Source organism: Streptomyces sp. NPDC005302 (assembly GCF_040607345.1).
Taxonomy (GTDB): Bacteria; Actinomycetota; Actinomycetes; order Streptomycetales; family Streptomycetaceae; genus Streptomyces.
On the sequence record NZ_JBEXGN010000020.1, the window covers coordinates 86,401 to 107,048 of the forward strand.

A 20,648-nucleotide genomic window follows, 5' to 3' on the forward strand; every position below is an offset into this window, starting at 1 on the left:
ACAGGGCTGTACGGCGGCAGACCTGTCGCGCGCCCGATTCCCCCCGTTACTGTTGCCCATGATGGGACGTCATGGGTGGAATTCGGGGGAACGACGGTGGCGCCTGACCGCGCTGCTCGGCGTGGGCGCGGCCGTACTCGCCCTGGTCGTGACACTGCTCAACACCCTGCCGGGGGACGGCGGGAGCACCGCGGGCACGACCCGCGACGGGGACAAGGTGCACGGCACGCCGGTCACCCCGCCCCAGACGCCCCGCCCCGACGTGGGTTGGGGGTTCACCCACACCCAGTACAGCGCCGACGAGGGCGACGACGCGGCCACCGAGCGGGTCGAGGGACTGCTGGGCCGTGACGAGGTGTCGCTGCCGCAGAACCAGCACATCATGGGCTGGGGAGCGGGCAACCCCGAACCGGCCGAGGGGCGTTACGACTTCTCCGAGATGGACAGCCGCATCGACTTCGTCCGCAGGTCCGGCGGCACCCCGGTCGTGACCCTGTGCTGCTCCCCGGACTGGATGAAGGGCGGCAAGTCCGGGGCGGACCGGACGGACTGGAGTCAGGCCTCACTGGAGACGGCACCCGAGCCGTCGCACTACGCGGACTACGCCGCCCTCGCCGCGACGGTCGCGCGGCGCTACCCCGACGTACGCCACTTCATCGTCTGGAACGAGTTCAAGGGCTTCTGGAACGACAGCGAGGCCCGCTGGGACTACGAGGGCTACACCAAGCTCTACAACCTCGTGTACAAGGCGCTGAAGAAGGTCGACAAGGACATCATGGTGGGCGGTCCCTACCTGGTCATGGACAGCTTCGACCCGCGCCAGACGCAGGACGCGTCCACGACGGTGAAGGGGACCTGGGGCGCCATGGACCAGCGGGTCCTCGACGCCTTCACCTACTGGAACGAGCACAAGGTGGGTGCCGACTTCGTCGTCGTGGACGGCTCCAGCTACACCAACGACGACGAGACGCTGCCCGACGAGTTCGGGGCCACCGACAAGTTCACGGCCGTCGGCAGATGGCTGCGCGCCCAGACGCACGGACTGCCGCTGTGGTGGGCCGAGTACTACGTCGAACCGGCCGACTCCAAGGACGAACGCAAGGGCTGGTCCGAGGCCCGCCGCGTCGCGGTCCAGGCGAGCGGGATGATCTCGATGGTCAGGGGCGGAGCCTCCTCCGGCTTCTACTGGAACCCGGAGAAGGAGAAGGGCGCCCGCTGCCCCGGCTGCCTGTGGACCCCGACCGACACCGCCGGGGGCGGCAGGGACCTGCCCATGTACGACCTGATCTCCCGCTTCGGCAAGGCGTTCCCGCCGGGCACGGCCTACGAGAAGGTGTCCGTCGCCGCCGACGACGTGCCGAACGTACGGGTCCTCGCCACCGACCGGACCGTCCTCGTCGTCAACACGCTGGACCGGCCGATCAGCGCGAAGGTCGACGGGAAGCGGTTCGAGCTGGGCGCCTACGCGGTGAAGTGGCTCAGCCGCTGACCGGGCGGGGCGACGGCACCGGGACGTGCGGAGGTGGCCGGGCCGGCGTACCGGCCGGGCCGCCTCACCCGCACGCACCGCTCCCGGGCTCACCCGCACGCACCGCTCCCGGGCTCACCCGCACGCACCGCTCCCGGGCTCACCCGCACGCACCGCTCCCGGGCTCCTACTTCATCGTCAAAAACCGCTGCACCAGTGATGCCAGCAGGACCGCCAGCAGCGGCAGGGAGAACCAGAAGCTGCTCTGGATCCACCGCAGTTGCCGCACACCGGGCCGCACCGCCACGCGCACGGCCTCCCGCGCCGTGAGCAGCACGATGAGCGCGATCGCAGCGAGGCCGCCGACGACCGACCACGGCGTCCACGTCACCTGCGGTCCGATCGGTCCCGGCTCGGCCCGCGGGACGGCGCCCTCCGGCCGCTCGCGCAGCGCGTACATCGTGACGTCGTCGTTGGCCAGGACCTTCCTCAGCTCCGGCCGCTCGTCGAGGTTCGTGATCAGCCGCGACTCCCACGTCGCCGAATAGCCCACGTCCAACTGGAGGTAGACCACCTGGCTGCGATTGATCATCAGGTACGAGTTCGGGCCCGCGTCCTTGAGCGCCTTGACGAGCCCGGACACCAGCACCGGGTCGGCGGGCGCGAGCGTGGGAACGTAACTCACCTTCTCCATGTCCCTGGCGCCCCAGGGCATCGCGGGCGTCACGTTGTCGACCGTGTCGTTGCTCAGCCACAGCAGCCGGGCCGTCGGATCGTCGTGCGCGTACACGTAGTTCATGGCCGTGACCTCGCCCGGCCGGATCCGCTCGAACGACTCGTTGCCCCAACGGGCCACCAGGAAGCCGCCCATGAGGAGCAGGCCCGCCATCAGCGCGGCGACCGGGGCGAGACTCAGCCGGTCCTTCTCCCGCTCCTTCGCGGTGACACCGGTACGCGGGAACAGGGCGAGTCCGGCGAGCAGGGCGGCACCCGGCACGGCGAACATGAAGACCCGCAGCGCCATCTCGCCGCCGTAGGACTGCATGCCGAAGCCGAGGAACGGGACGAAGGTCAGCACCAGCAGCGACCGCTCGCGGTACCGGTGCTCGCGCCGTCGCCACCAGCCCCAGCAGGCGAAGGCCATCATGCCGCCGGCGAGCAGCACCCGCGTGTACAGCACCAGCTTGTGCGTCGAACTGCCGCCTTGGATACGGCCGGAGACCGACGTCGACACGTTGCTGCCGACGCCCCCGACGCCCCCGAACAGGTCGTCGAAGTGGCCCGACCAGTACGGCTCGGCCATGAATCCGATCCAGGCGGCGACCACGACGGCGAACAGGATGGGCAGACCGCGCAGTTCGGAACGGCCGACGAGGACGAGGACCGCGAGAACGCCCAGCATCACGAACGGGGTGAGCTGGTGCGCTGGCACGGTGGCCGCGAACAGCCCGATCAGGACCATCAGCAGCACGGCCTGCTGGCGCCGGTCCGTCGGCTCGACCTCCGCCTCGCCCGGCCGCCGCTTCGTCCACACCACGCGTGGTGCCCGGAACCACACGAGCAGGATCGCCACGAACACCAGGTACAGCAGATACGTGAAGCCCTGCGGCGAGAAGTAGTCCTGGCCCACCCAGCCGCACAGCGTGAAGAACCAGATGCCCGTCCACTTGGCGCGCCAGCTCGCCCGCATCGACCGGACCAGCAGGAACATCGGCGCCAGATAGAGGAGTTGGATCGTCATCGGCCACCAGCGGATGACCTCGGACAGGTCGGAGACCCCGCACGCCTTCGCGACGAACGCGGCCACCGCGAAGAAGCCCGGCCAGCTCCAGCGGGCGTCCAGGTCCGGCACGGCGGACCCCGTGCGGTCGATGTAGTCGAGGAAGCCGAGATGCTGCCAGGCGGTCGCGAACCGCGGCTCGGTCTCGATGACCGCCGGGAGCGCGTGCAGCGACACCACCGTGGCGAGCAGCGTGACCAGCAGCAGACCCCGGTGCTCGCGTTTCATCCAGAGCAGCGAGCTGAACACCGTGACCAGCAGGGCCGCGCCGATCAGCGTCGGCAGCGGGAGCACCGAGACCAGGCCCAGGCCGCCCATGGCCGTCAGCGAGTCGTCGTCGAGGCCGAACGCGGGGACCCAGTAGAGAAGCAGCGCCGAGATCAGCAGGAAGCCGAGGACGACACCGGGTCTCGACGGACGCAGGACGCGCTCACGCCAGGACGACGAAGGGCCGTCCGGTGGCTGCCGGTCCTCCGCGGTCCTGTCCGCCGCGACCGGTTCCGCCGCCGACGCGCCCTCCACGGAAGCGGCCCGCACCCCGGACGCGGCACCGCCGGGCCCCTCCGTCTCGAACGGGGCGTCGACCTCCGGCACCTCCACCGGACCCAACGAGGCCTCCGAACCCGGCTCCCGAGCCTCCACGGGCAGCCCCACGGCCGGCTGCCGCTGCGCCCACGCGGGGCGGCGCTCCGCACCCCTCCCGGCGCGCACCGCGGGGGTGCCGGTCGGCGGCGTGCCCGGCCCGGGGCGTACGTCCGGCCGGCGTTCCAGGTGGTCGAGGTCGATGTGCAGGCCGAGGGCCAGAGTGTCCGAGTCGAGGGCCCGGGCGGGGCCCCGCTTCGGCTCTCGCGACGCGGCGACGTCGCCGGCACCCAGGTCGGCGAGGTCCCCGTCCGGCGCCGCGTCCTGTGGCGGTTCGGCGGCCGGCGCGGTCCGCACGATCCTGAACAGCATGGGGGCGGCGATCGTCACGATCACCGCGAGGCTGGAGATCTCCGCGACTCCAGCGCCCGTCAGACCCATCCGGGGCAGCAGGATCACCGTGAGGCCGAGCACCAGAAGGCACAACAGGCCCTGCAGATAGGCGAGTCCTGAGGTGCGGCTCTGCGCGCGCAGCACGGCGAAGTAGGTCTCCATGACCACCCGCAGCAGCGCGCCGACGGCGAACCAGCGCAGCAGCGGGGTCGCCGCGTGCGCGTACCCGGCGCCGAAGACGTGCAGGATGTACGGCGCGCCGAGGAACAGCAGCCCGCACACCGGCAGCATGATCCTGGCCATGCGCCGGAGCGCGGCCCGGGTGTTGGCGGCGAGCCGCGCCGGATCGTGCGACCCCTCCACCGTCAGCGAGGCGCCCATGTTGATGGCGAGCAGGTTGACCGTGCCGCCTATGGTCGTCGTGATGTAGAAGTACGCGTTGTCGGTGGAGCTGACCTGCGAGGCGACGATCACCGGGACGAGATAGACCACGGCGAGCGAGAACAGCGACCCGGTGTAGTCACCGGCGAGGAACCGGCCGATCTCCTTGAGGGAGGGCGGCCGGGTGTGGTTCTCCGTCGCCTTCACGTGCCGGGGGACCAGCCGGCGGAACACCAGGATCCCGAGCGGCACCACCGACAGGGCGATCGCCGCGACCCAGGAGACGAAGACGCCCGAGGTGGGGATCGCGGCGGCGAGGCCGATCAGCAGGGCCAGCTTCACCGCGGAGAACACGGTGTTTCCCACCGGCACCCACAGCGCGCTGCGCAGCCCCGTCAGTACCCCGTCCTGCAGTGTCAGCACCGACCAGGCGACCACCGCGAGCACGAAGAACACGCCGTGGAGCGGGCCGTGCAGGAAGCGGTACGAGGGGCCCCACAGGTCGAGGGTGAGCAGGAAGATCCCGGCGGCGAACGCCACGACCACCGAACTGCCCGCGTACGTGCGGAAGATGAGCCGGGCGGTGGCGCGTCCGGCGACGGGGATGAAGCGGGCGAGGGCGCCGGTCAGTGTCACCGCGGTGACACCCGCGAGGAGCTTCATCGCGGCGATGGCAGCGGAGCCCTGGCCGACGGCGGACTCGGTGTAGTAGCGGGCGGCGATCAGCCAGTACCCGAGGCCCAGCACCGCGGAGATCCCGGTGTTGAGCATCAGGGCGTAGGCGTTGCGGAACAGCGGGCTGCCGCCTCCGCCGCCCTTGCGGCCAGTGCCGGGCAGACGGAGGCGGCGGCCCGGCCGCTGCTCGGGTGCCTCGGGCGATGTGGTCGAGGCCTGGGCTGTGGTGGTCGTGTCAGACACGGGAACGGATGGCCTTCCGGCGGACCTGTCGTGCTCTTCGGACCATGGCGTACCCCTTGGTGAGGGCGCGGTCCCGGGCGAAGGTGCGGGCGATCGAACGGCCCTCGACCAGCCGCTCGAACTCCTCGATACCGGTCGTGCGGCGCACGGTGACGCGTTGCAGGGCGTACGGGCCCTGGCGGCGGCGGGCGAGACCGTTGCCGACGGCGAGCGACTGGGCGAACCCCGCCGCACGCACCGAACGGCGCACCCGTGCGCTGGAGTAGCCGTACGGGTACGCGAACGAGACGGGAGGCGACCCCAGTTCGCCGGCGATGATCTCCCGGCAGTGCCGCAGCTCGAACCGGAGCGCGTCGTCCGTGATCTGGTCGAGCTGCGGATGGGTGTGGCTGTGGCCGCCGATCTCCACCTGATCCCCGGCGAGTTCGCGCACCTGGTCCCAGTCGAGCATGGTGTCGAGGCCGCCCCCGGTGTCGTACGCGCCCCTGATCCACCCCGTGGAGACGAAGAGGGTGGAGGCGAAGCCGTACTTGGCGAGGGCGGGCAGGGCGTGCCGGTGCACGCCCTCGTAGCCGTCGTCGAAGGTGATCAGGACCGGACGCGCGGGCAGCGGGACGCCCGAGCGCCAGGAAGCCGCCAGCCGGGCGGTGCCGACGGGTGTGAACCCGCGGTCGTCGAGCAGCGCCATCTGCTCGGCGAACGCCTCGGGCGCGACGGACAGCGCCCGGGTCGCGTCGTTCGGCGTCCGCGCGACCGAGTGGTACATCAGGATCGGTACCGGTCCGTTCATGCCGCCGCCCCCTCGTCGTCCGCCGCCTCCTCGACCGCCGCGACGGGGACGACCGAGAAGACGGCGCCGCTCCGGCGGGCCCGGACGCTCCCCGCGACATACCCGCCGGCCGCCGTCAGTACCCCGGCGACGATCGCGCCCGCGCGCCCGGCGCCGCCGGGACGGGCGAAGGCGGCGTCGCGCAGCCCGCGCAGCACGCCGACGGGCAGCACCCGGGTGGTGTAGCGGCGTTCCGACTCCAGTCCCTTGCCCGCGCCCACACTGCGGGCGACCAGGGCCTTGGAGAGACCCTCGGCGTAGGCGCGGGTGCGGAAGTAGCCGAAGCGCTCGCGGGCGGCGGGCACCCGGTGGTGGATGACGGCACGGTCGTCGATCAGCAGGACGGCGTCCGGCCGGGCACGGGTGAGCCGGATGCACAGCTCCGTCTCCTCGCAGCCCAGCGGACGCTTGTCGCCGTCGCGGCCGATCCCGGTCGCGAAGCCGCCCGCCGCGTCGAACGCCGTACGGCGGAAGGAGGCGTTGCCGCCGAGGACGTTGCGGACCCGGACCCGGCCCGGCGGCAGGCCCCTGTACGTGCAGCCCACCACCCAGTCGAACTCCTCGGGGAACCAGGCCGGCCGCCGGCCCGACGCCCAGACGGGCATCGTGCGCCCGCCGACGGCCATCACCCGCGGGTCGGCGTAGCCCTCGGCGAAGTGCCGCAGCCAGTCCCGCTCGGCGACGGCGTCGTCGTCGAGGAAGGCGATGACCGGGCCGTGCGAGGCGGCGATCCCCGTGTTGCGTCCGGCGGACAGACCGCGGGGACCCGCGTTGGCGAGCACCCGCACCCCTTCGGTCTCCTTGTACTCCCCGGCCAGCCGCTCCAGCAGAACGACGTTGTGGTCGACGACCAGCAGTGTCTCCAGGGCGGGCAGGGACTGCGCCCGCACCGAGGAGACCGCCGCGAGGATGTCCTCCCAGCGGTCCTCGGTGTACACGCAGATCACCACGGAGATGTCCCGCGTGCTCAAGACACCTCTCCCCGGCCCGAGTCGAGCTGGTGGGCGTGCGGTGTCCGGCGCAGCGCACGCCGGTTGGACCGCTCCTTGAGAATCACCTTGAGCACCCGGATCCCGTCCCGCACGGCGCGCAGGTTGCTCGCGCCGTGGATGCGGAGGTACTCGTGGCTGGGTATCTCCTGCACCTTGAGGCCGGCCTTGACGACCCGGATGTTCATCAGGGTCTCGACCTCGAAGCCGGTGCAGTCGAGTTCGATCTTGTCGAGGCAGTGCCGCCAGAACGCGTTGTAGCCGTAGCAGAGATCGGTGTAGCGGGCGCCGAACTTGGCGTTGACGGTCGCGCAGAGCACACGGTTGCCGAGCTTGCGGATCGGCGTCATGTCGGACGTGCCGCCGCCGTTGGCGAACCGCGAGCCCTTGGCGAAGTCCGCCCCGGACACCAGCGCGGAGACGTACGAGACGATCTCGTGGCCGTCGGCCGAGCCGTCCGCGTCGACCATGACGATGATGTCGCCGGTGCACGCCGCGAACCCGGTGATCAGCGCGTCGCCCTTGCCCCTGCCGAGCTGCTTGACGACCTTGACGTCCGGCCACAGCTCCCGTGCGACCTCGACGGTGTTGTCGGTGGAGTTGCCGTCCACGAGGACCACTTCGTGGATCCAGGACGGCAGCGTCTTGAAGACGTACGGGAGATTCTCCGCCTCATTCATGGCGGGAATCACGACACTCACCGGTGGCGCGATGGCCAGGTGAGAGGAGATCGGCCGGTAGTTCGCGGCCGTTGACGGATGGTCGCCCGTGATGGCTGGGCGCAGGACTGAGCTCATGAGTCTGGTCCCTCTCGTCCGGTGGACCGCCCGCCCCTGGGCGGTCCGTCTCTTTGTCCGGTTCGAAAGGGGGGTTACTCACTGACGGCATGCCGGAATGGCTCTCCGTCCATGCCGGGTGAGCTGGCAAAGCTTGCCGGCTCCGAACTGAGGAGCAGGCCGCGCGGCCCGACTCGGCATACGTCTGGTCACCGAGAACGGCACCCCCCAACCGCGCCCCGCGCCGGCTTCCATCGCGGTCCTGAGCCCTCCCCTGGAGCCGCTGATGATGGACCGATGCGGGTGAGATGTACGACGGTATTGACGAATGCGTCTGTATGGCAAGACCTGGAACGAGGCCTCACCTTTTTGTTGGTTTGACCGTTACCTTGTACCTCGAACGGATTTTCCCCATCCGTTTGAGGGTCCTTGGGTGCGCCGTCGGCGCACCAGTGTGAGCAGCAGAATCAGTGAACTGAGCGCCGCCACGGCGATGATGCCGCCGGGCACCGACCAGCGGTGCACGGCGAGCATGCCCTGGGCCACCAGCATGTTCAGGACCACGGCGCCGGCGACGGACGTGAGGACGCGGCCGAACGGATCGAGCCCGCGCAGCGCGGCCCCGATCGCGGCCGACGGCGCGGCGAGCAGGAAGAAGAGCGTGAACGGCCCGCGCAGCGGTGAGCCCGCGTCGGCGAGCGCGAGGAACGCGCCCACGGCCCCCACCGTGGTCGCGCCGCCCGCGAGCAGCGGCAGCAGGTCCCTCCCCGGGCGCCGCCGCGGCCCCTTCGTGGTGTCGGATGAGGATGCCTTGATCCGTAAGGTCTGCATTGGCGACTTTGCCCCCCGACGCGCCGGATGCCGGGCTTCAATGTGGCGCAGCGCGTCCATGGCCGTCAAGGCGTGAAGGGGGCGCGTTCGCGGGTCTCCTGACGCAGTGGCACAGAAGTTTTGGCATGAACACTTCCTGTCAATGCGCGTAGCTGGTACCAAAGTTGTGGCAGAGATCCTGCTAAAGGGAGGTTCCATGAGACGTTCCCGAATTACGGCATACGTGACCTCACTCCTCCTCGCCGTCGGCGTCACCCTCACCGGGGCGGCCACGGCGCAGGCACGAACGGCCGCCGCCACCGGCTATGTGGCCCTTGGTGACTCCTACTCCTCCGGTGTCGGCGCCGACAGCTACATCAGCTCCAGCGGCGACTGCAAGCGCAGCACGAAGGCCTACCCCTATCTCTGGGCGGCCGCGCATTCACCCTCGTCGTTCGACTTCACCGCCTGCTCGGGCGCTCGTACGGGTGATGTCACGGCGAACCAGCTCGGTCCCCTCACCTCCTCGACCGGCCTCGTCTCCATCAGCATCGGCGGCAACGACGCCGGCTTCTCGGACGTCATGACGACGTGTGTCCTGCAGTCCGAGAGTTCCTGCCTCGCGCGCATCGCCACGGCGAAGGCGTACGTCGCCTCCACACTCCCCGGCAACCTCAACTCGGTGTACTCGGCGATCCGGGCGAAGGCGCCGTCCGCCCACGTCGTCGTCCTCGGCTATCCCCGCTTCTACAAGCTCAACGGCAGTTGCCTGACCGGACTGTCGGAGACCGAACGGTCCGCCATCAACGGCGCGGCCGACTACCTGGACAGCGCGATCGCGGCCCGCGCCGCCGCCTACGGATTCACCTTCGGTGATGTCCGCGGCACCTTCACGGGCCACGAGATCTGCTCCAGCAGTGTCTGGCTGCACAGCCTGAACTGGCTGGACATCGGGGAGTCCTACCACCCGACGGCGGCCGGACAGTCCGGCGGCTACCTCCCCGTCCTCAGCGGAGCGGTCTGAGCCCTCCGGCTCTACTGAGGTGATGCGGAAGCGGAGGCTCCGTCAGTCGGGGTCTCCGTCGCACATGTGATCGTGAACGGCACCGCGTCGGACGTCGTACGGACCGGGCTCCGGACCTCGACGCTGATCCTGTTGGCGAACGCCCCGGTCGTGTCGTAGGTCGTCGCCACCACCGTCGTCTGCCGGGTCCTGCCGCCGCCCGCGGGGAACGAGAGCGTCTTCCAGCTCTTGTCGGTCACCTCGCCGGTCTCCGTGACCCACCGGTACTCGACGTCCACCGGTACCCGGCCCACCGTAAAGGTCGCCGTGAACGAGGGCGCCTCCGCGCCGGGCGGCGGACAGGACCCCGTGTAGTCGGTGTGCCGGCCCGACACCGTCACGCGCACCGACTGGGCGGGCCGGGCGGTCGTCGCCCCTCCGCCGGTGGGCGCGCTCGCGGACGAACTCGCGCTGCCGGTGGGGTCGGTGGCCCCGCTCCCGCTGTGGCTCTTCGCCCCGTCCGTCGCGCCCCCGCTGCCGCCCCCGTCGGTGCTGCTCCGCGCGTTGTTCCCGCCGCTTCCGCCGTTCCCGTCGTCGTGGTTGAGCAGCGCGTACGTCAGTCCGCCGACGGCGAGGGCGAGCGCGGCCACCCCGGCGATCAGGACGAAGGCCGCCGGGCGACGACGGCCCGGCTCCGCGGTGGGGCCCGTCGTGGACCTCGTCACCGGAGGCGGACCGAATCCTCCCGACGGCGTCGGCGGGCCGGGCGACGGCTGGTGGAACGCGCCGATCGTGGGTGTGTCGGAGGGCGGCAGCGGGCCGACGGCCCGGGTGGGGGTCCTGCCGCCCTCGGCGATCGCGCGCAGTTCCTGCTCGGCCGCGGCGGCGCTCGTCCGCGCGGCAGGATCCTTGGCCAGCAGTCCCTCGATCACGGGGGTGAGGGGACCCGCCCGGCGGGGCACCGGCAGCGGCTCGTCGACGATGGCCCGCAAGGTGCTCAGCGGAGTGTTCTGCCGGAAGGGGGAGTTGCCCTCGACCGCCGCGTACAGCAGCACCCCGAGCGACCAGAGGTCCGACTCCGGTCCCGGCGTACGTCCCAACGCGCGCTCCGGGGCCAGGAATTCGGGCGATCCGATGACCTCGCCCGTCATGGTCAGCGCGGAACTGCCCTCGACCGTGGCGATGCCGAAGTCCGTCAGCACGACCCGTCCGTCGTTCGACATCAGGACGTTGGCCGGCTTCACGTCGCGGTGCAGCACTCCCGCCGCGTGCGCGGCCCGCAGCGCGGACAGTACGTCGGCGCCGATGCCGGCGACCCGCCGCGGCGCCAACGGCCCCTCGGCGTCCAGCAGATCGGAGAGCGCGATGCCCCGGACCAGCTCCATCACGATCCACGGCCGGCCGTCCTGGGTAGCCACGTCGTACACCGTGACGACGTTGTGGTTGGAGATACGGGCGGCCGCCCACGCCTCCCGTTCCAGGCGGGCGTACATCCGCTCGATCTCCGACCCGGCGAGTCCGGCCGGGGCGCGGACCTCCTTGACGGCCACCTCGCGCTGCAGCACCTCGTCACGGGCGCGCCACACCGTTCCCATGCCGCCCTCGCCCAGGGGCGAGAGCAGGCGGTAGCGGCCCGCGATCACACGTTCACTGCCCGGATCTTCGGACACGTGCGTCCCCCATTCGCATCCGCGCGACATCTCCCCAAAAGTAGCTCAGCCGAGTACGGATGCCGCCCCCTTGAGCACCAATCCGGCCCCGAGGGCCACCACGATCGCCGCCGATCCCAGGGGTGCGGTCCGGCGGACGAACCGTACGGCCCGTCCCTCGGCCCAGCGCGGACGCCTCGCCAGGGCCCGGTTCACGCCGCCTCCGAGCCGGACGACGGCGAAGCCCGCCGCCGTCAGCGTCAGGGCCAGGCCGACGCCGTACGCGAGAACGAGCAGGAGGCCGAACCAGGCCTGCCCGAGCGCCGCGGCCCCCACGAGTACGACCACCGCCGACGGACTGGGCACGAGCCCGCCGGCGAACCCCAGCAGGATCGTTCCGCGCAGGGTCGGGGCGATCTCGTGGGTGTGGGTGAAGCCGCCGTGGGTGTGTTCGAGCGCGGGGGAGCGGCGTTCGAGGGAGCGGCGGACGCGGGATCGCGGGGTGGGTGCGGACGGGTGGTGGTGCTCGTGGTCGTGGGGGTGGTCGTGGGCATGGGTGTGGCCGGGGCTCGCGTCGTGCGGGTGCGGGTCGGGTTGCGGCGCGGTGGTGACCGGGGAGCCCGTCCGCGGTGCCGCGGCGGCGTGTGCCAGGACCAGCGGGCGTTCGCGATGACCGGCGCGCCCGTCCCGGGGGTGCGTGTCCGCGTCCAGGACGGCGCGTTCCCGGTCGTGCCGACGGATGACGGAGTGGACGGCGGCCTGTTCACGCGCGTGCTCGTGGTGGTGCGGGTGTTCCGACCCGGCCTCGTGGACGTGGTCGGTACCGTCCGGGTGCTCGTGCTCGTGCTCGTGCCCGTGTGCGTGGTCCCCGCCGTGCGGGTGGCCGTCCGTGTGGCTGTGGGGCAGGCCGTGTCCCGGCGACCGGTGGGGCCAGGCCCTGCGCAGGAGCGTGACACCCGCCAGGGTCACCAGGACGCCGCTCGACACGCCCAGCCAGGCGATCACGGACGGCGCCGCCGCCGACCCCGCGGTGACGAGCAGTCCGAGCGCGACGACCCCGAGGGTGTGCGTGACCGTCACCGACGCGGCCAGCGGCAGTACGTCCTTCAGCCGGGCCCGGCCGCCGCGCGCCGCCGCCGTCGCGGCCATCAAGGTCTTGCCGTGGCCCGGCGCGAGGGCGTGCATCGCGCCCAGGCCGACGGCGATCACCAGGGCCAGCGCGGCGAAGCCGAAGGTGAGGTGGTGCCGGGCCACCAGGTTGTTCAGGGCCTCGGTCCAGCGGTCGGCGCCGCGCGGCAGCACCGAGGCGGCCGGCGCGTTCCGGCGGCCCTCGACAAGAGCGGGGCCGCCCGGGCGGATCCGCAGCGTGGCGGTGGCGGTGTCGGCCGGCGAGGACAGCAGCGCCTTCGGGTACGTGGTCAGCTCCGCGGACACCGAGGTGCGCGGTACGTCCGAGGCGGTGAGCGTCATCCGGTCGCCCCGGGCGGTGATCTCCCGCCAGCCCGGCCCGCGGTCGGCGCCCGCGCTGTGGAAGCCCACCGAGGCGTCCTCGCCCTTCGGGAGCGGTGCCGTCGAACGGCACTCCACGCGCAGGGTGTTCAGCCCGGCCTGTCCCGGCCGCGTCCGCGCGTGGCTCGCGCCCGGGGTGAGCGCGACCTCGTGCCCGCCGACGGTGACCCTGCTCCCGCGCGCGGCGCTCGCGCACCGTTGCCGGGCCCACTCCGTCATGCCGAGCCTCGCGATGTCCGGCTTCGCCTGGGTCGCGGGAATCTCCGCGAGGTCCTCGACGTGGTCGACGCGCAACTGACCGGGGGCCGCGACGAGTCCGTCGTACCGGTTGACGGTGAAGTTGCCCAGGGGATGCGCGGCCGCCGGTCCGGCGGGGATCAGGACCAGCGCGCAGGCCGCGGTCAGGGCCGCCCCGCACGCGGCGAGCAGCCGACGCGCCCTCACCGTGCCGCCTTCAGCGCGGCGCGGGCCTCTCGGGCGCCCAACGGGGAGAAGCCCGGGTTCAGTTCCAGGGCCGCCTTCAGCGAGGCGCGGGCCGCCTTCGTGTGTCCGGTGGCCCGTTCGATGACACCGCGGTGATAGAGGAAGGACGCGTTGCGATAGCCCGTCGCCGTGGCCTCCCGGGCGTGCGGCAGCGCCTCCTTGTCGTGGCCCGAGACGTGCAGGGCCCAGGCGAGCGCGTCCGCGGTGTGCACGGTGTGCCGGCGCGCCCACTCGTCGCGGGCCGCCTTCAGCGCGGCCCCGTGGTCCCCGTGGTCGGCGGCGGCCAGCGCGGTGTCGAGGTCGGCGTCGACGCCGTTCGCGCGGGCGAGGGAGACCCAGGCGTTCACCAGCGCGTACTGGTCGCGGGCCTTCCGCGCGTCACCGGCCCTGCCGCGTGCCTCGTACAGTTCGCCCAGCTCGACGAGGGGCTGCGGCAGCGGATAGCGCTGGACGACCTGCTCCATGCCCCTGATCGCCGCGGCCCGGTCCCCGCGCGCCGCCTGGGCACGGGCCCGGCCCTCCAGGGCGGGCAGGTAACTGTCGTCGGCCGCGAGCGCCCGTGCGTAGGAGGTGAGGGCGGAACCGTAGTCGCCCTGGTTCCAGGCGAGTTGACCGAGCGCGGTCGCCACGTACGCGATGTCGCCGCGGCTCGTCGCCGTGGCGAGCGCCTGCTTCAGCACCCGTCGGGCGGTAGGCACGTCACCGCGCAGCTCGTGGACGTAGGCGTACCGCGTGAAGACGGGTACGCCCGGACGCCTGGAGTCGGCGAGGTCGGCGGCCTTCGACGCCTCGGCGTAGCGGCCGAGTTCGACGAGTGCGTCGATCCGGGAGCAGAGGGCGCGCTCGCTGTACGGGTTCTGCTCGAGGGCGAGCTCCGCGTATTTCAGGGCGCCGGTGAAGTCGTGCCGGGCGGCGGCGAGCGCGGCCCGTCCGGCGAGTGCCGGGTCGTAGTGGGGGCGCATCTTCAGGGAACGGTCCAGCGCTTCCTGCGCCTGCGGATAGCGGGAGGGGTCGCCCTTGGTGCGGGCCTGTTCCACATAGGCCAGACCGAGCGTGGCCCAGCCGCCGAAGTCGGCCGGCTGCGTGCGGAGATGGGCCTGGAGCGAGGTGATGCTCGCGTCGAGATCGCCGCTCGCCAGCAACTGCGGCGACACCCCGGCCGCCGCCGTGGCGACGGCGGGTGTCGCGCCGCTGTCCCGAAGGGCGCCGACGGCCACGGCCCCCGCCGTCAACGCGACGGCCAACGCGGCGGCGCAGAAGGCGAGTCGGGCCGGTCGCAGGCGGCCGCGGGAGGCACTGTTCCCGGCCGGCCCGGCCCCCACGGTGCTCGCCTCGGGCGCGGCCCTGCCGGCGTCGGGCGTCGCGTCGTCGTTCGTACCCGGGGACATGCCCTCTCCTCAAAGTCCTTGATGGAACGGGTCGTTGCTTGCAGACGGGAAGGGGGGCGCGGCCCGCACGGTGGGGGGTCGGTACGTGCGGGCCGCGCCGGTCGGGAGGCCGGGTCAGTAGGCCCGGTCGTAGCGGCGGCGCCACCAGCGCAGGCCGGTGCCGATGAGCAGGATCCCGGCGGCGCCCGCCGCCGCGGAGCCCGCGACGAGCACGGTGTCGGTCCCGCCGCCGGAGGTTCCGGCAGGCTGCAGCGCGTCACCGAGTTGGCTGCGCACGTCGGTCCCGGCGGCGGTGCCCTTGGCGAGGGCGCCACGCGAACCGGAGGTGGGCTCGGCCACGTACGGGAAGTACTTCTCGAACTTCTTGTCGTTCTTGTCGACCGCGTCGCCCAAGTCGTTCTTGGAGCCGACCAGTTCACCCTCGACGACCTGGAGCGAGGCGTCGATCACGTCGTCGGTGAGCCGCCGCCCGTTCGGGAAGCCCGCGTTGTCGCCGTCGAGCACACCGAGGCGCTTGGGATGCATGGCCGGCTTGACCGAGGTGTTGAGGCGCAGTTCCTCCGCCGGGCGCACGTGGGGCGGCTGGTTGAGGCCCTTCACACCCTTCAGGAACACGTCGACCAGGTCGTTGCGCGGCTCGGCGGGGGCCTTGATCTTGTAGATGCCCTCGATGAGCTTCGGCAGCTCCGGGTTGGTCACGTTCTTCAGGAACTGGGCGTCGTTCCAGGGCGCGGACGCGTTGAACTTGTCCTTGTCCTTCTGCGGGTTGACGACCTCGTTCACCAGCGGCATGCCGAGCCGGGAGACCTGCCGGTAGCTGCCGCGGGCGTCCCTGCGCTGCGTGGTCGACCAGATGCCGACGACCGGCTGTCCCGCCGACTCGCGGATCATGTCGTTCGGCACCTGCAGGGCTATGGAGTTGACGTTGTAGCCCTTGAGCGTGTCCCGCCCGACCTCGGTCAGGTTCCCGCCGTACAGCAGGTCGAAGACGCGCAGGTCCAGGAAGAACGGGTCGTCCGCCTGACCGGCGAACGTCGTGGAGCCGCCCGCCAGCTTGTGCACGGCCTGCCCGCGCAGCTTCGCGTAGTCCGGCATCGACGCCTTGCCGACGTTCGACGGCGCGACCGGCACGTCGTCCGCGACCTTGGTCCGCGACACCAGCTTCTGGTCGTGCAGCCGCAGCAGGTCGATGTCGTACGTCTGCGTGATGTTCAGGTCGGGGTCGTCGAGGCTGGTGACCGGACCGGTGTTGTACAGGAACGTGTCGCCGTTCTTGCGGTGCGTCCTGAACGTGTAGCGGTAGATCAACTCGCCCTGCGCGTCACCGTTGTTGTCGATGTGCAGGTCGTACTGGGCGTCGTCGGCGAACGTATAGAAGTTCGGCCCGCCCGCGGGTTCCTCGAAGGGGATCCAGTTCGCCACGATGGTCGTCGTGTCGGGCTTGTCCGGGCTCACGAACGCGTACACGTCGGTGTTGTCGTACTGGGGGGTGCCCGAGATCAGCGGGGCCTCCCGGTGGCTGGAGGCGGAGGCCGCCCCCGGTTGCAGCGCGGTCACGCCGGCGGCTGCGAGCGCCCCGGCGGCCAGCGCACCGCATACGAGGGTCGCGAGAGTCCTGCGTCCCCCGCCGCTCCTGGAGATAGGTGTCATGCCGTCCGTCCTCATGTCCAACTTGCCTGACGGACGCCATTCGGAGCGGTGGCGGGGGCGGATTGGTCGAATCTCAAACGTGTTCGCGACGGCCTGATTCCGCGGCCGTTCGAAGTGTTCGGCGCAGGACTCGCGTTTTCGGCTCCCTGATCCGTAACCCATCCGGAGAGACGTTCGCTGCGAACAGGTAGGGGAGGGGGCGGACCGTGCACGTCCGGAGAGGGGGCCGCGTGGAGGCTGACGAGCTGCTGATACGGGTGGCCGGAGGCGACCAGAGGGCGTTCGAGGATCTGTACGCACTGGTCTCCGGGCCGGTGTTCGGGCTGGTGCGCCGCGTGGTGCGGGATCCCGCGCAGTCGGAGGAGGTGTCGCAGGAGGTGCTGCTCGAACTCTGGCGCTCCGCCGCGCGGTTCGACCCCGGGCGCGGCACCGCCCTGTCCTGGGTCCTCACCCTCGCGCACCGCCGCGCGGTCGACCGGGTGCGCAGCGCCCGTGCCGCCACCGAGCGCGAGCAGCGCGAGGGTCGGCGCCATCACCATCCCGCGTTCGACCAGGTGGCCGAGGAGGTCGAGGCGGGGCTCGAACGCGAGTGGGTCCGTCGCTGCCTCGACCGGCTCACCACCCTGCAGCGCCAGTCCGTCACCCTCGCCTACTACGACGGCTACACGTACCGGGAGGTCGCCGAACGGCTCTCGCTGCCGCTGGGCACGGTCAAGACCCGGATGCGCGACGGCCTGACCCGCCTGCGCAACTGCCTGGGAGGTGCCGCGTGAGCGTCCTCGACAGACTGCTGGGCCGCGATCTGCACTCCCTCGCCGCCCCCTACGCCCTCGACGCCCTGGAAGCCGACGAGCGGCGCCGCTTCGAACGCCACCTCCGGAGCTGCGAGCGCTGCGCGGACGAGGTGCGGGCGCTGACCGAGGACGCCGTACGGCTCGCCTGGTCCACCGCGGCGGCCCCGCCGGCCGCGCTGCGCGAACGGGTCCTGTACGCGGTGCGCACGACCCCGCAGGAGCCGGCGCCCCGCGAGCGCACCGCACACGCGCGGACCGTCGAGCCGCCCACCCGGGCACGCTCACCCCGCTTCCGCCCGCTGCTCGCCCCCCTCGCCACCGCCACGGCCGCCGCGGCCCTCGTCGTCGCCTCGCTGTTCGCCGTGCAGGCGGCGCAGACACGCGAGAGCCTCGACCGGGAGCGCGCCCAGGCACGTGAGATCGCCCACGTTCTCGCCGCACCGGACGCCCGGGCGACCGGTGAGCGGGACGCGCGGGGCAGAGGGATCGGCGTCGTGGCGTCCGCCGCGGAGCGGCGCGCCGTCGTGACACTGAGCGGACTCGGCACCCCCTCCGGAGGCCGCGTCCACCAGCTCTGGCTCATGCGCCCCGAAGGGAAACCGCGCTCTCTCGGTCTCTTCGACGGCGACACGCCCCTGATCGCCGACGGACTGAACCCGGACGCGACGTCACTCGCTGTGACCGTCGAACCTCACGGAGGGTCAGTGCAGCCCACCAGCCAGCCGGTTGTCCAACTCGCCCTGGAAACGCTCGGATTCGGAGAGTAACCGTCAACCCCCTTACAGAGATGGTGAATCCTGGGACCGCGATACACGAGTGCCGCGAGGGAGCGATAGGGTTAGCCTGCCCGGGCCGGGTGGACTCGTACGGGTGGGGAGTGACATGGAACAGATAACGGTGCGCAGCAGGGCACGTGTCCCTGCGATCACGTGCGGGAGCAGCGCGACCAGTTCGCGCCTCGACCGCCATCTCGCTGTGCTGGGCGGACCCGCCATACCGCAACGCGAGACGGTCGAGGCGACGTCACTGATGCGCGAGCTCACGGCGCGTGACACCGCGCACGACAGCGGCTCCAGGAGCGCACGCGTGCGGCGTGTCTCGCTGTTCGCGCCTCTCAGGCGGCTGAGCCGCTCACTGTTCGGCGGCCGCTGATCGGCGTCGGCACCGGCGTTTCCCGACCCGCGCTCCGGTGAGCCACCGGCCCGCGCGGCGCTGCCCTTCCGCGTCCGTCATCCCCACGGCAGGCAGCGGCGCCCCGTGGCCACCACGGCCGGAGCGCGGGTCACCCACGCCCTGAGCCGTACGGTCAGCGCACCACCCCGTCACGCCGCAACGCGGCGACGTCCGACTCCGTCAGGCCCAGCCCCCGCAACACCACGCCCGTGTGCTCGCCCAGCCGCGGAACGGCCCCCATGCGCGCCTCCTCCCCGCCCGGCAGCGTGATCGGAGGCAGCAGCGCCCGCAGCGGCCCGGCCGGCGAGTCCACGTCCCGCCAACGGTTCCGGGCCGCCAGCTGCGGATGCTCGGCGACCTCCCGCACGTCCCGCAGCCGTGCGCACGCGATGCCCGCCGCGTCCAGGCGGCCCACCGCCTCGTCGGCGCCGAGCGCGCCGAGCGCCTTCGCCACCAGGGTGTCCACCCGTTCCCGGTTCGCCACCCGCGCGGGGTTCGTCGCGTATCCCGGATCGTCCGCCAACTCGGGTGTTCCGAGCACTTGTTGGGCGAGCCGGCGCCACTCCCGGTCGTTCTGCACCGACAACAGCACCCGTCCGCCGTCCGCCGTCGAATAGACGTCGTAGGGAACGATGACGGAGTGCGCGAGACCGGTGCGCTCCGGCGGGGTGCCGCCGTGCATCGCGTGGTGCAGCGGATGGCCCATCCACTCCGCCAGCGCGTCCAGCATCGACACCTCCACCGGACCGCCCCGCCCCGTCGTGCTGCGTCGGACCAACGCCGCGAGGACACCGGAGAACGCGTACATGGCCGCCGCGATGTCGGCCGCCGGAATCCCGGCCTTCACCGGCTGCTCGGGCGTCCCGGTGACCGACACGAGCCCCGCCTCGCACTGCACGAGCATGTCGTAGGCGCGTTTGCCGGCGTACGGCCCGGACGGCCCGTATCCCGAGATGTCCACGGCCACCAGCCGCGGTTGCCCGGCACACAGGGTCGCCGCGTCGAGACCGAGCCGGGCCGCCGCCCCCTGGGCGAGGTTCTGCACGAACACGTCCGCGTCCGCGACGAGCCGGCGGACGACATCGAGCCCGCGGGGGTCCTTCAGATCGACGGCGAGGGACTGCTTGCCGCGGTTGCACCACACGAAGTGCGAGGCCAGACCCGAGGCCGCGGAGTCGTAGCCGCGGGCGAAGTCCCCGCCGTCGATCCGTTCGACCTTGATGACACGGGCCCCGAGATCGGCGAGCTGACGCGTCGCGAAGGGAGCCGCGACCGCTTGTTCGACGGCGACGACGGTGATGCCTTCGAGGGGCAGAGGCTGTGACTGCATGCGGTGGATCATGGCTCCTCGGGAGCACCTTTGTCATGCGTCGGTGCTGACCGGCCGACGGGCCCGGGCGGGCCGGGCCTGCCGGTGCTCTCACCGGTCCCCGGCCGCGAACCGGCGGACGGCGAGCGGGAGGAACACGGCGAGCAGCACCCCGCACCAGACCAGCGCCCCCGCGACCGGATGGGCCACCGGCCACGCGGAGCCGGGCGGCACCCGGCCGTTTCCGAACAGCTCGCGCAGGGCCGCCGTCACCGCGCTGATCGGGTTCCACTCGGCGAGTGTGCGCAGAACACCCGGCAGGCCGTCCGTCGGGATGTACGCGTTGGACAGCAGCGGCAGCATGAACGTCACGCTGCCGAGCTGGCCGGCCGCCTCCTCGCTCCGGGTCAGCAGGCCGAGAAAGATGCCCGTCCAGGTCGCCGCGAACCGGAAGAGCAGCAGCAGGAGGACCGCGGCGACCGCGTGGAGGGCCGAGTCCTCGACGCGCCAGCCCACCGCGAGCCCGACGAGCAGGAACGGCACGGTGCCGACGGCCGTCACGAGCAGATCCGCGACGGCCTGTCCGAGGGGCACGGCGGCCCGGCTCACGGGCAACGTGCGGAAGCGGTCCGTCACTCCGCGGTGGGTGTCCTGCGCCGCCTGGAACATCCCGGTCATGACGCCGTTGGCGGCGGTCGCCACCAGCAGTCCGGGAACGAGGTAGGACCGGTACTGCGGCCCGGGCATCGCGAGCGCGCTGCCGC

Annotated in this window: 15 protein-coding genes and 1 pseudogene; 5 read left to right on the top strand and 11 right to left on the bottom strand. The window is 72.0% G+C overall.

Annotation, left to right across the window (positions count from 1 at the left end; all coding sequences use genetic code 11):
• The first annotated feature begins 61 nt into the window (after nucleotides 1-61).
• Nucleotides 62-1,489, top strand: a complete 1,428-nt coding sequence (locus ABZT74_RS26405) for a xylan 1,4-beta-xylosidase (RefSeq protein ID WP_356177227.1) — start codon at nucleotides 62-64, stop codon at nucleotides 1,487-1,489.
• Between the two features lie 166 nt (nucleotides 1,490-1,655).
• On the opposite strand, the gene ABZT74_RS26410 is transcribed toward ABZT74_RS26405, so the two are convergent.
• From ABZT74_RS26410 to ABZT74_RS26430, 5 genes are all read right to left on the bottom strand, one after another.
• Entirely contained in the window at nucleotides 1,656-5,522 is a 3,867-nt protein-coding gene (locus tag ABZT74_RS26410; RefSeq protein WP_356438646.1) for a lipopolysaccharide biosynthesis protein, read from the bottom strand.
• Nucleotides 5,515-6,312, bottom strand: coding sequence for a polysaccharide deacetylase family protein (locus tag ABZT74_RS26415; protein ID WP_355874503.1), 798 nt, complete (start codon nucleotides 6,310-6,312; stop codon nucleotides 5,515-5,517). Before ABZT74_RS26415 ends, ABZT74_RS26410 begins: the two co-directional genes overlap by 8 nt.
• A complete protein-coding gene (locus tag ABZT74_RS26420; protein WP_355874501.1) occupies nucleotides 6,309-7,322 on the bottom strand; it encodes a glycosyltransferase family 2 protein in 1,014 nt (337 codons plus the stop codon). The genes ABZT74_RS26415 and ABZT74_RS26420 overlap by 4 nt, the downstream gene beginning before the upstream one ends.
• Nucleotides 7,319-8,137, bottom strand: a complete 819-nt coding sequence (locus ABZT74_RS26425; RefSeq protein WP_355874499.1) for a glycosyltransferase family 2 protein — start codon at nucleotides 8,135-8,137, stop codon at nucleotides 7,319-7,321. The genes ABZT74_RS26420 and ABZT74_RS26425 overlap by 4 nt, the downstream gene beginning before the upstream one ends.
• Nucleotides 8,138-8,500: 363 nt before the next feature.
• The gene (locus ABZT74_RS26430; RefSeq protein WP_356438649.1) at nucleotides 8,501-8,947 is read right to left on the bottom strand and encodes a hypothetical protein; all 447 of its coding nucleotides are present in this window, start codon (nucleotides 8,945-8,947) and stop codon (nucleotides 8,501-8,503) included.
• A 196-nt stretch (nucleotides 8,948-9,143) separates the two neighbouring features.
• Here ABZT74_RS26430 and ABZT74_RS26435 point away from each other — a divergent pair, with 196 nt between their 5' ends.
• The gene (locus ABZT74_RS26435) at nucleotides 9,144-9,950 is read left to right on the top strand and encodes an SGNH/GDSL hydrolase family protein (protein WP_356177195.1); all 807 of its coding nucleotides are present in this window, start codon (nucleotides 9,144-9,146) and stop codon (nucleotides 9,948-9,950) included.
• Between the two features lie 11 nt (nucleotides 9,951-9,961).
• Here the strand turns inward: ABZT74_RS26435 and ABZT74_RS26440 are convergent, their stop codons facing one another.
• From ABZT74_RS26440 to ABZT74_RS26455, 4 genes are all read right to left on the bottom strand, one after another.
• Nucleotides 9,962-11,599, bottom strand: coding sequence for a serine/threonine-protein kinase (locus tag ABZT74_RS26440; RefSeq protein WP_356438651.1), 1,638 nt, complete (start codon nucleotides 11,597-11,599; stop codon nucleotides 9,962-9,964).
• Nucleotides 11,600-11,644: 45 nt separating this feature from the next.
• Nucleotides 11,645-13,531, bottom strand: coding sequence for a sulfite exporter TauE/SafE family protein (locus tag ABZT74_RS26445; RefSeq protein ID WP_356438653.1), 1,887 nt, complete (start codon nucleotides 13,529-13,531; stop codon nucleotides 11,645-11,647).
• Nucleotides 13,528-14,958, bottom strand: a complete 1,431-nt coding sequence (locus ABZT74_RS26450) for a tetratricopeptide repeat protein (protein WP_356438655.1) — start codon at nucleotides 14,956-14,958, stop codon at nucleotides 13,528-13,530. Before ABZT74_RS26450 ends, ABZT74_RS26445 begins: the two co-directional genes overlap by 4 nt.
• 114 nt (nucleotides 14,959-15,072) lie before the next feature.
• A complete protein-coding gene (locus tag ABZT74_RS26455; protein ID WP_355874482.1) occupies nucleotides 15,073-16,608 on the bottom strand; it encodes a DUF4331 domain-containing protein in 1,536 nt (511 codons plus the stop codon).
• A 230-nt stretch (nucleotides 16,609-16,838) separates the two neighbouring features.
• On the opposite strand from ABZT74_RS26455, the gene ABZT74_RS26460 reads away from it, so the two are divergent.
• From ABZT74_RS26460 to ABZT74_RS26470, 3 genes are all read left to right on the top strand, one after another.
• Nucleotides 16,839-17,381: a sigma-70 family RNA polymerase sigma factor gene (locus ABZT74_RS26460; RefSeq protein WP_355874479.1), complete on the top strand. Its 543-nt coding sequence runs from the start codon at nucleotides 16,839-16,841 to the stop codon at nucleotides 17,379-17,381.
• Nucleotides 17,378-18,169 carry an anti-sigma factor gene (locus ABZT74_RS26465; RefSeq protein WP_355874476.1) on the top strand — a complete coding sequence of 264 codons (792 nt, stop codon included), beginning with the start codon at nucleotides 17,378-17,380 and terminating at the stop codon, nucleotides 18,167-18,169. Before ABZT74_RS26460 ends, ABZT74_RS26465 begins: the two co-directional genes overlap by 4 nt.
• Before the next feature lie 115 nt (nucleotides 18,170-18,284).
• Nucleotides 18,285-18,554, top strand: coding sequence for a hypothetical protein (locus ABZT74_RS26470; RefSeq protein WP_355874473.1), 270 nt, complete (start codon nucleotides 18,285-18,287; stop codon nucleotides 18,552-18,554).
• A gap of 154 nt (nucleotides 18,555-18,708) precedes the next feature.
• On the opposite strand, the gene ABZT74_RS26475 is transcribed toward ABZT74_RS26470, so the two are convergent.
• Nucleotides 18,709-19,917, bottom strand: coding sequence for a CaiB/BaiF CoA-transferase family protein (locus tag ABZT74_RS26475; protein WP_356438658.1), 1,209 nt, complete (start codon nucleotides 19,915-19,917; stop codon nucleotides 18,709-18,711).
• 78 nt (nucleotides 19,918-19,995) lie between these two features.
• A pseudogene (locus tag ABZT74_RS26480) lies at nucleotides 19,996-20,646 on the bottom strand (ABC transporter permease); the annotation flags it as partial.
• Nucleotides 20,647-20,648: the final 2 nt, after the last annotated feature.

Coding starts and splice junctions, on each gene's coding strand:
- ABZT74_RS26405 (WP_356177227.1), top strand. CDS start 62: ATGGGACGTCATGGGTGGAATTCGGGGGAACGACGGTGGCGCCTGACC.
- ABZT74_RS26415 (WP_355874503.1), bottom strand. CDS start 6,312: ATGAACGGACCGGTACCGATCCTGATGTACCACTCGGTCGCGCGGACG.
- ABZT74_RS26425 (WP_355874499.1), bottom strand. CDS start 8,137: ATGAGCTCAGTCCTGCGCCCAGCCATCACGGGCGACCATCCGTCAACG.
- ABZT74_RS26430 (WP_356438649.1), bottom strand. CDS start 8,947: ATGCAGACCTTACGGATCAAGGCATCCTCATCCGACACCACGAAGGGG.
- ABZT74_RS26435 (WP_356177195.1), top strand. CDS start 9,144: ATGAGACGTTCCCGAATTACGGCATACGTGACCTCACTCCTCCTCGCC.
- ABZT74_RS26450 (WP_356438655.1), bottom strand. CDS start 14,958: ATGTCCCCGGGTACGAACGACGACGCGACGCCCGACGCCGGCAGGGCC.
- ABZT74_RS26455 (WP_355874482.1), bottom strand. CDS start 16,608: ATGACACCTATCTCCAGGAGCGGCGGGGGACGCAGGACTCTCGCGACC.
- ABZT74_RS26470 (WP_355874473.1), top strand. CDS start 18,285: ATGGAACAGATAACGGTGCGCAGCAGGGCACGTGTCCCTGCGATCACG.
- ABZT74_RS26475 (WP_356438658.1), bottom strand. CDS start 19,917: ATGATCCACCGCATGCAGTCACAGCCTCTGCCCCTCGAAGGCATCACC.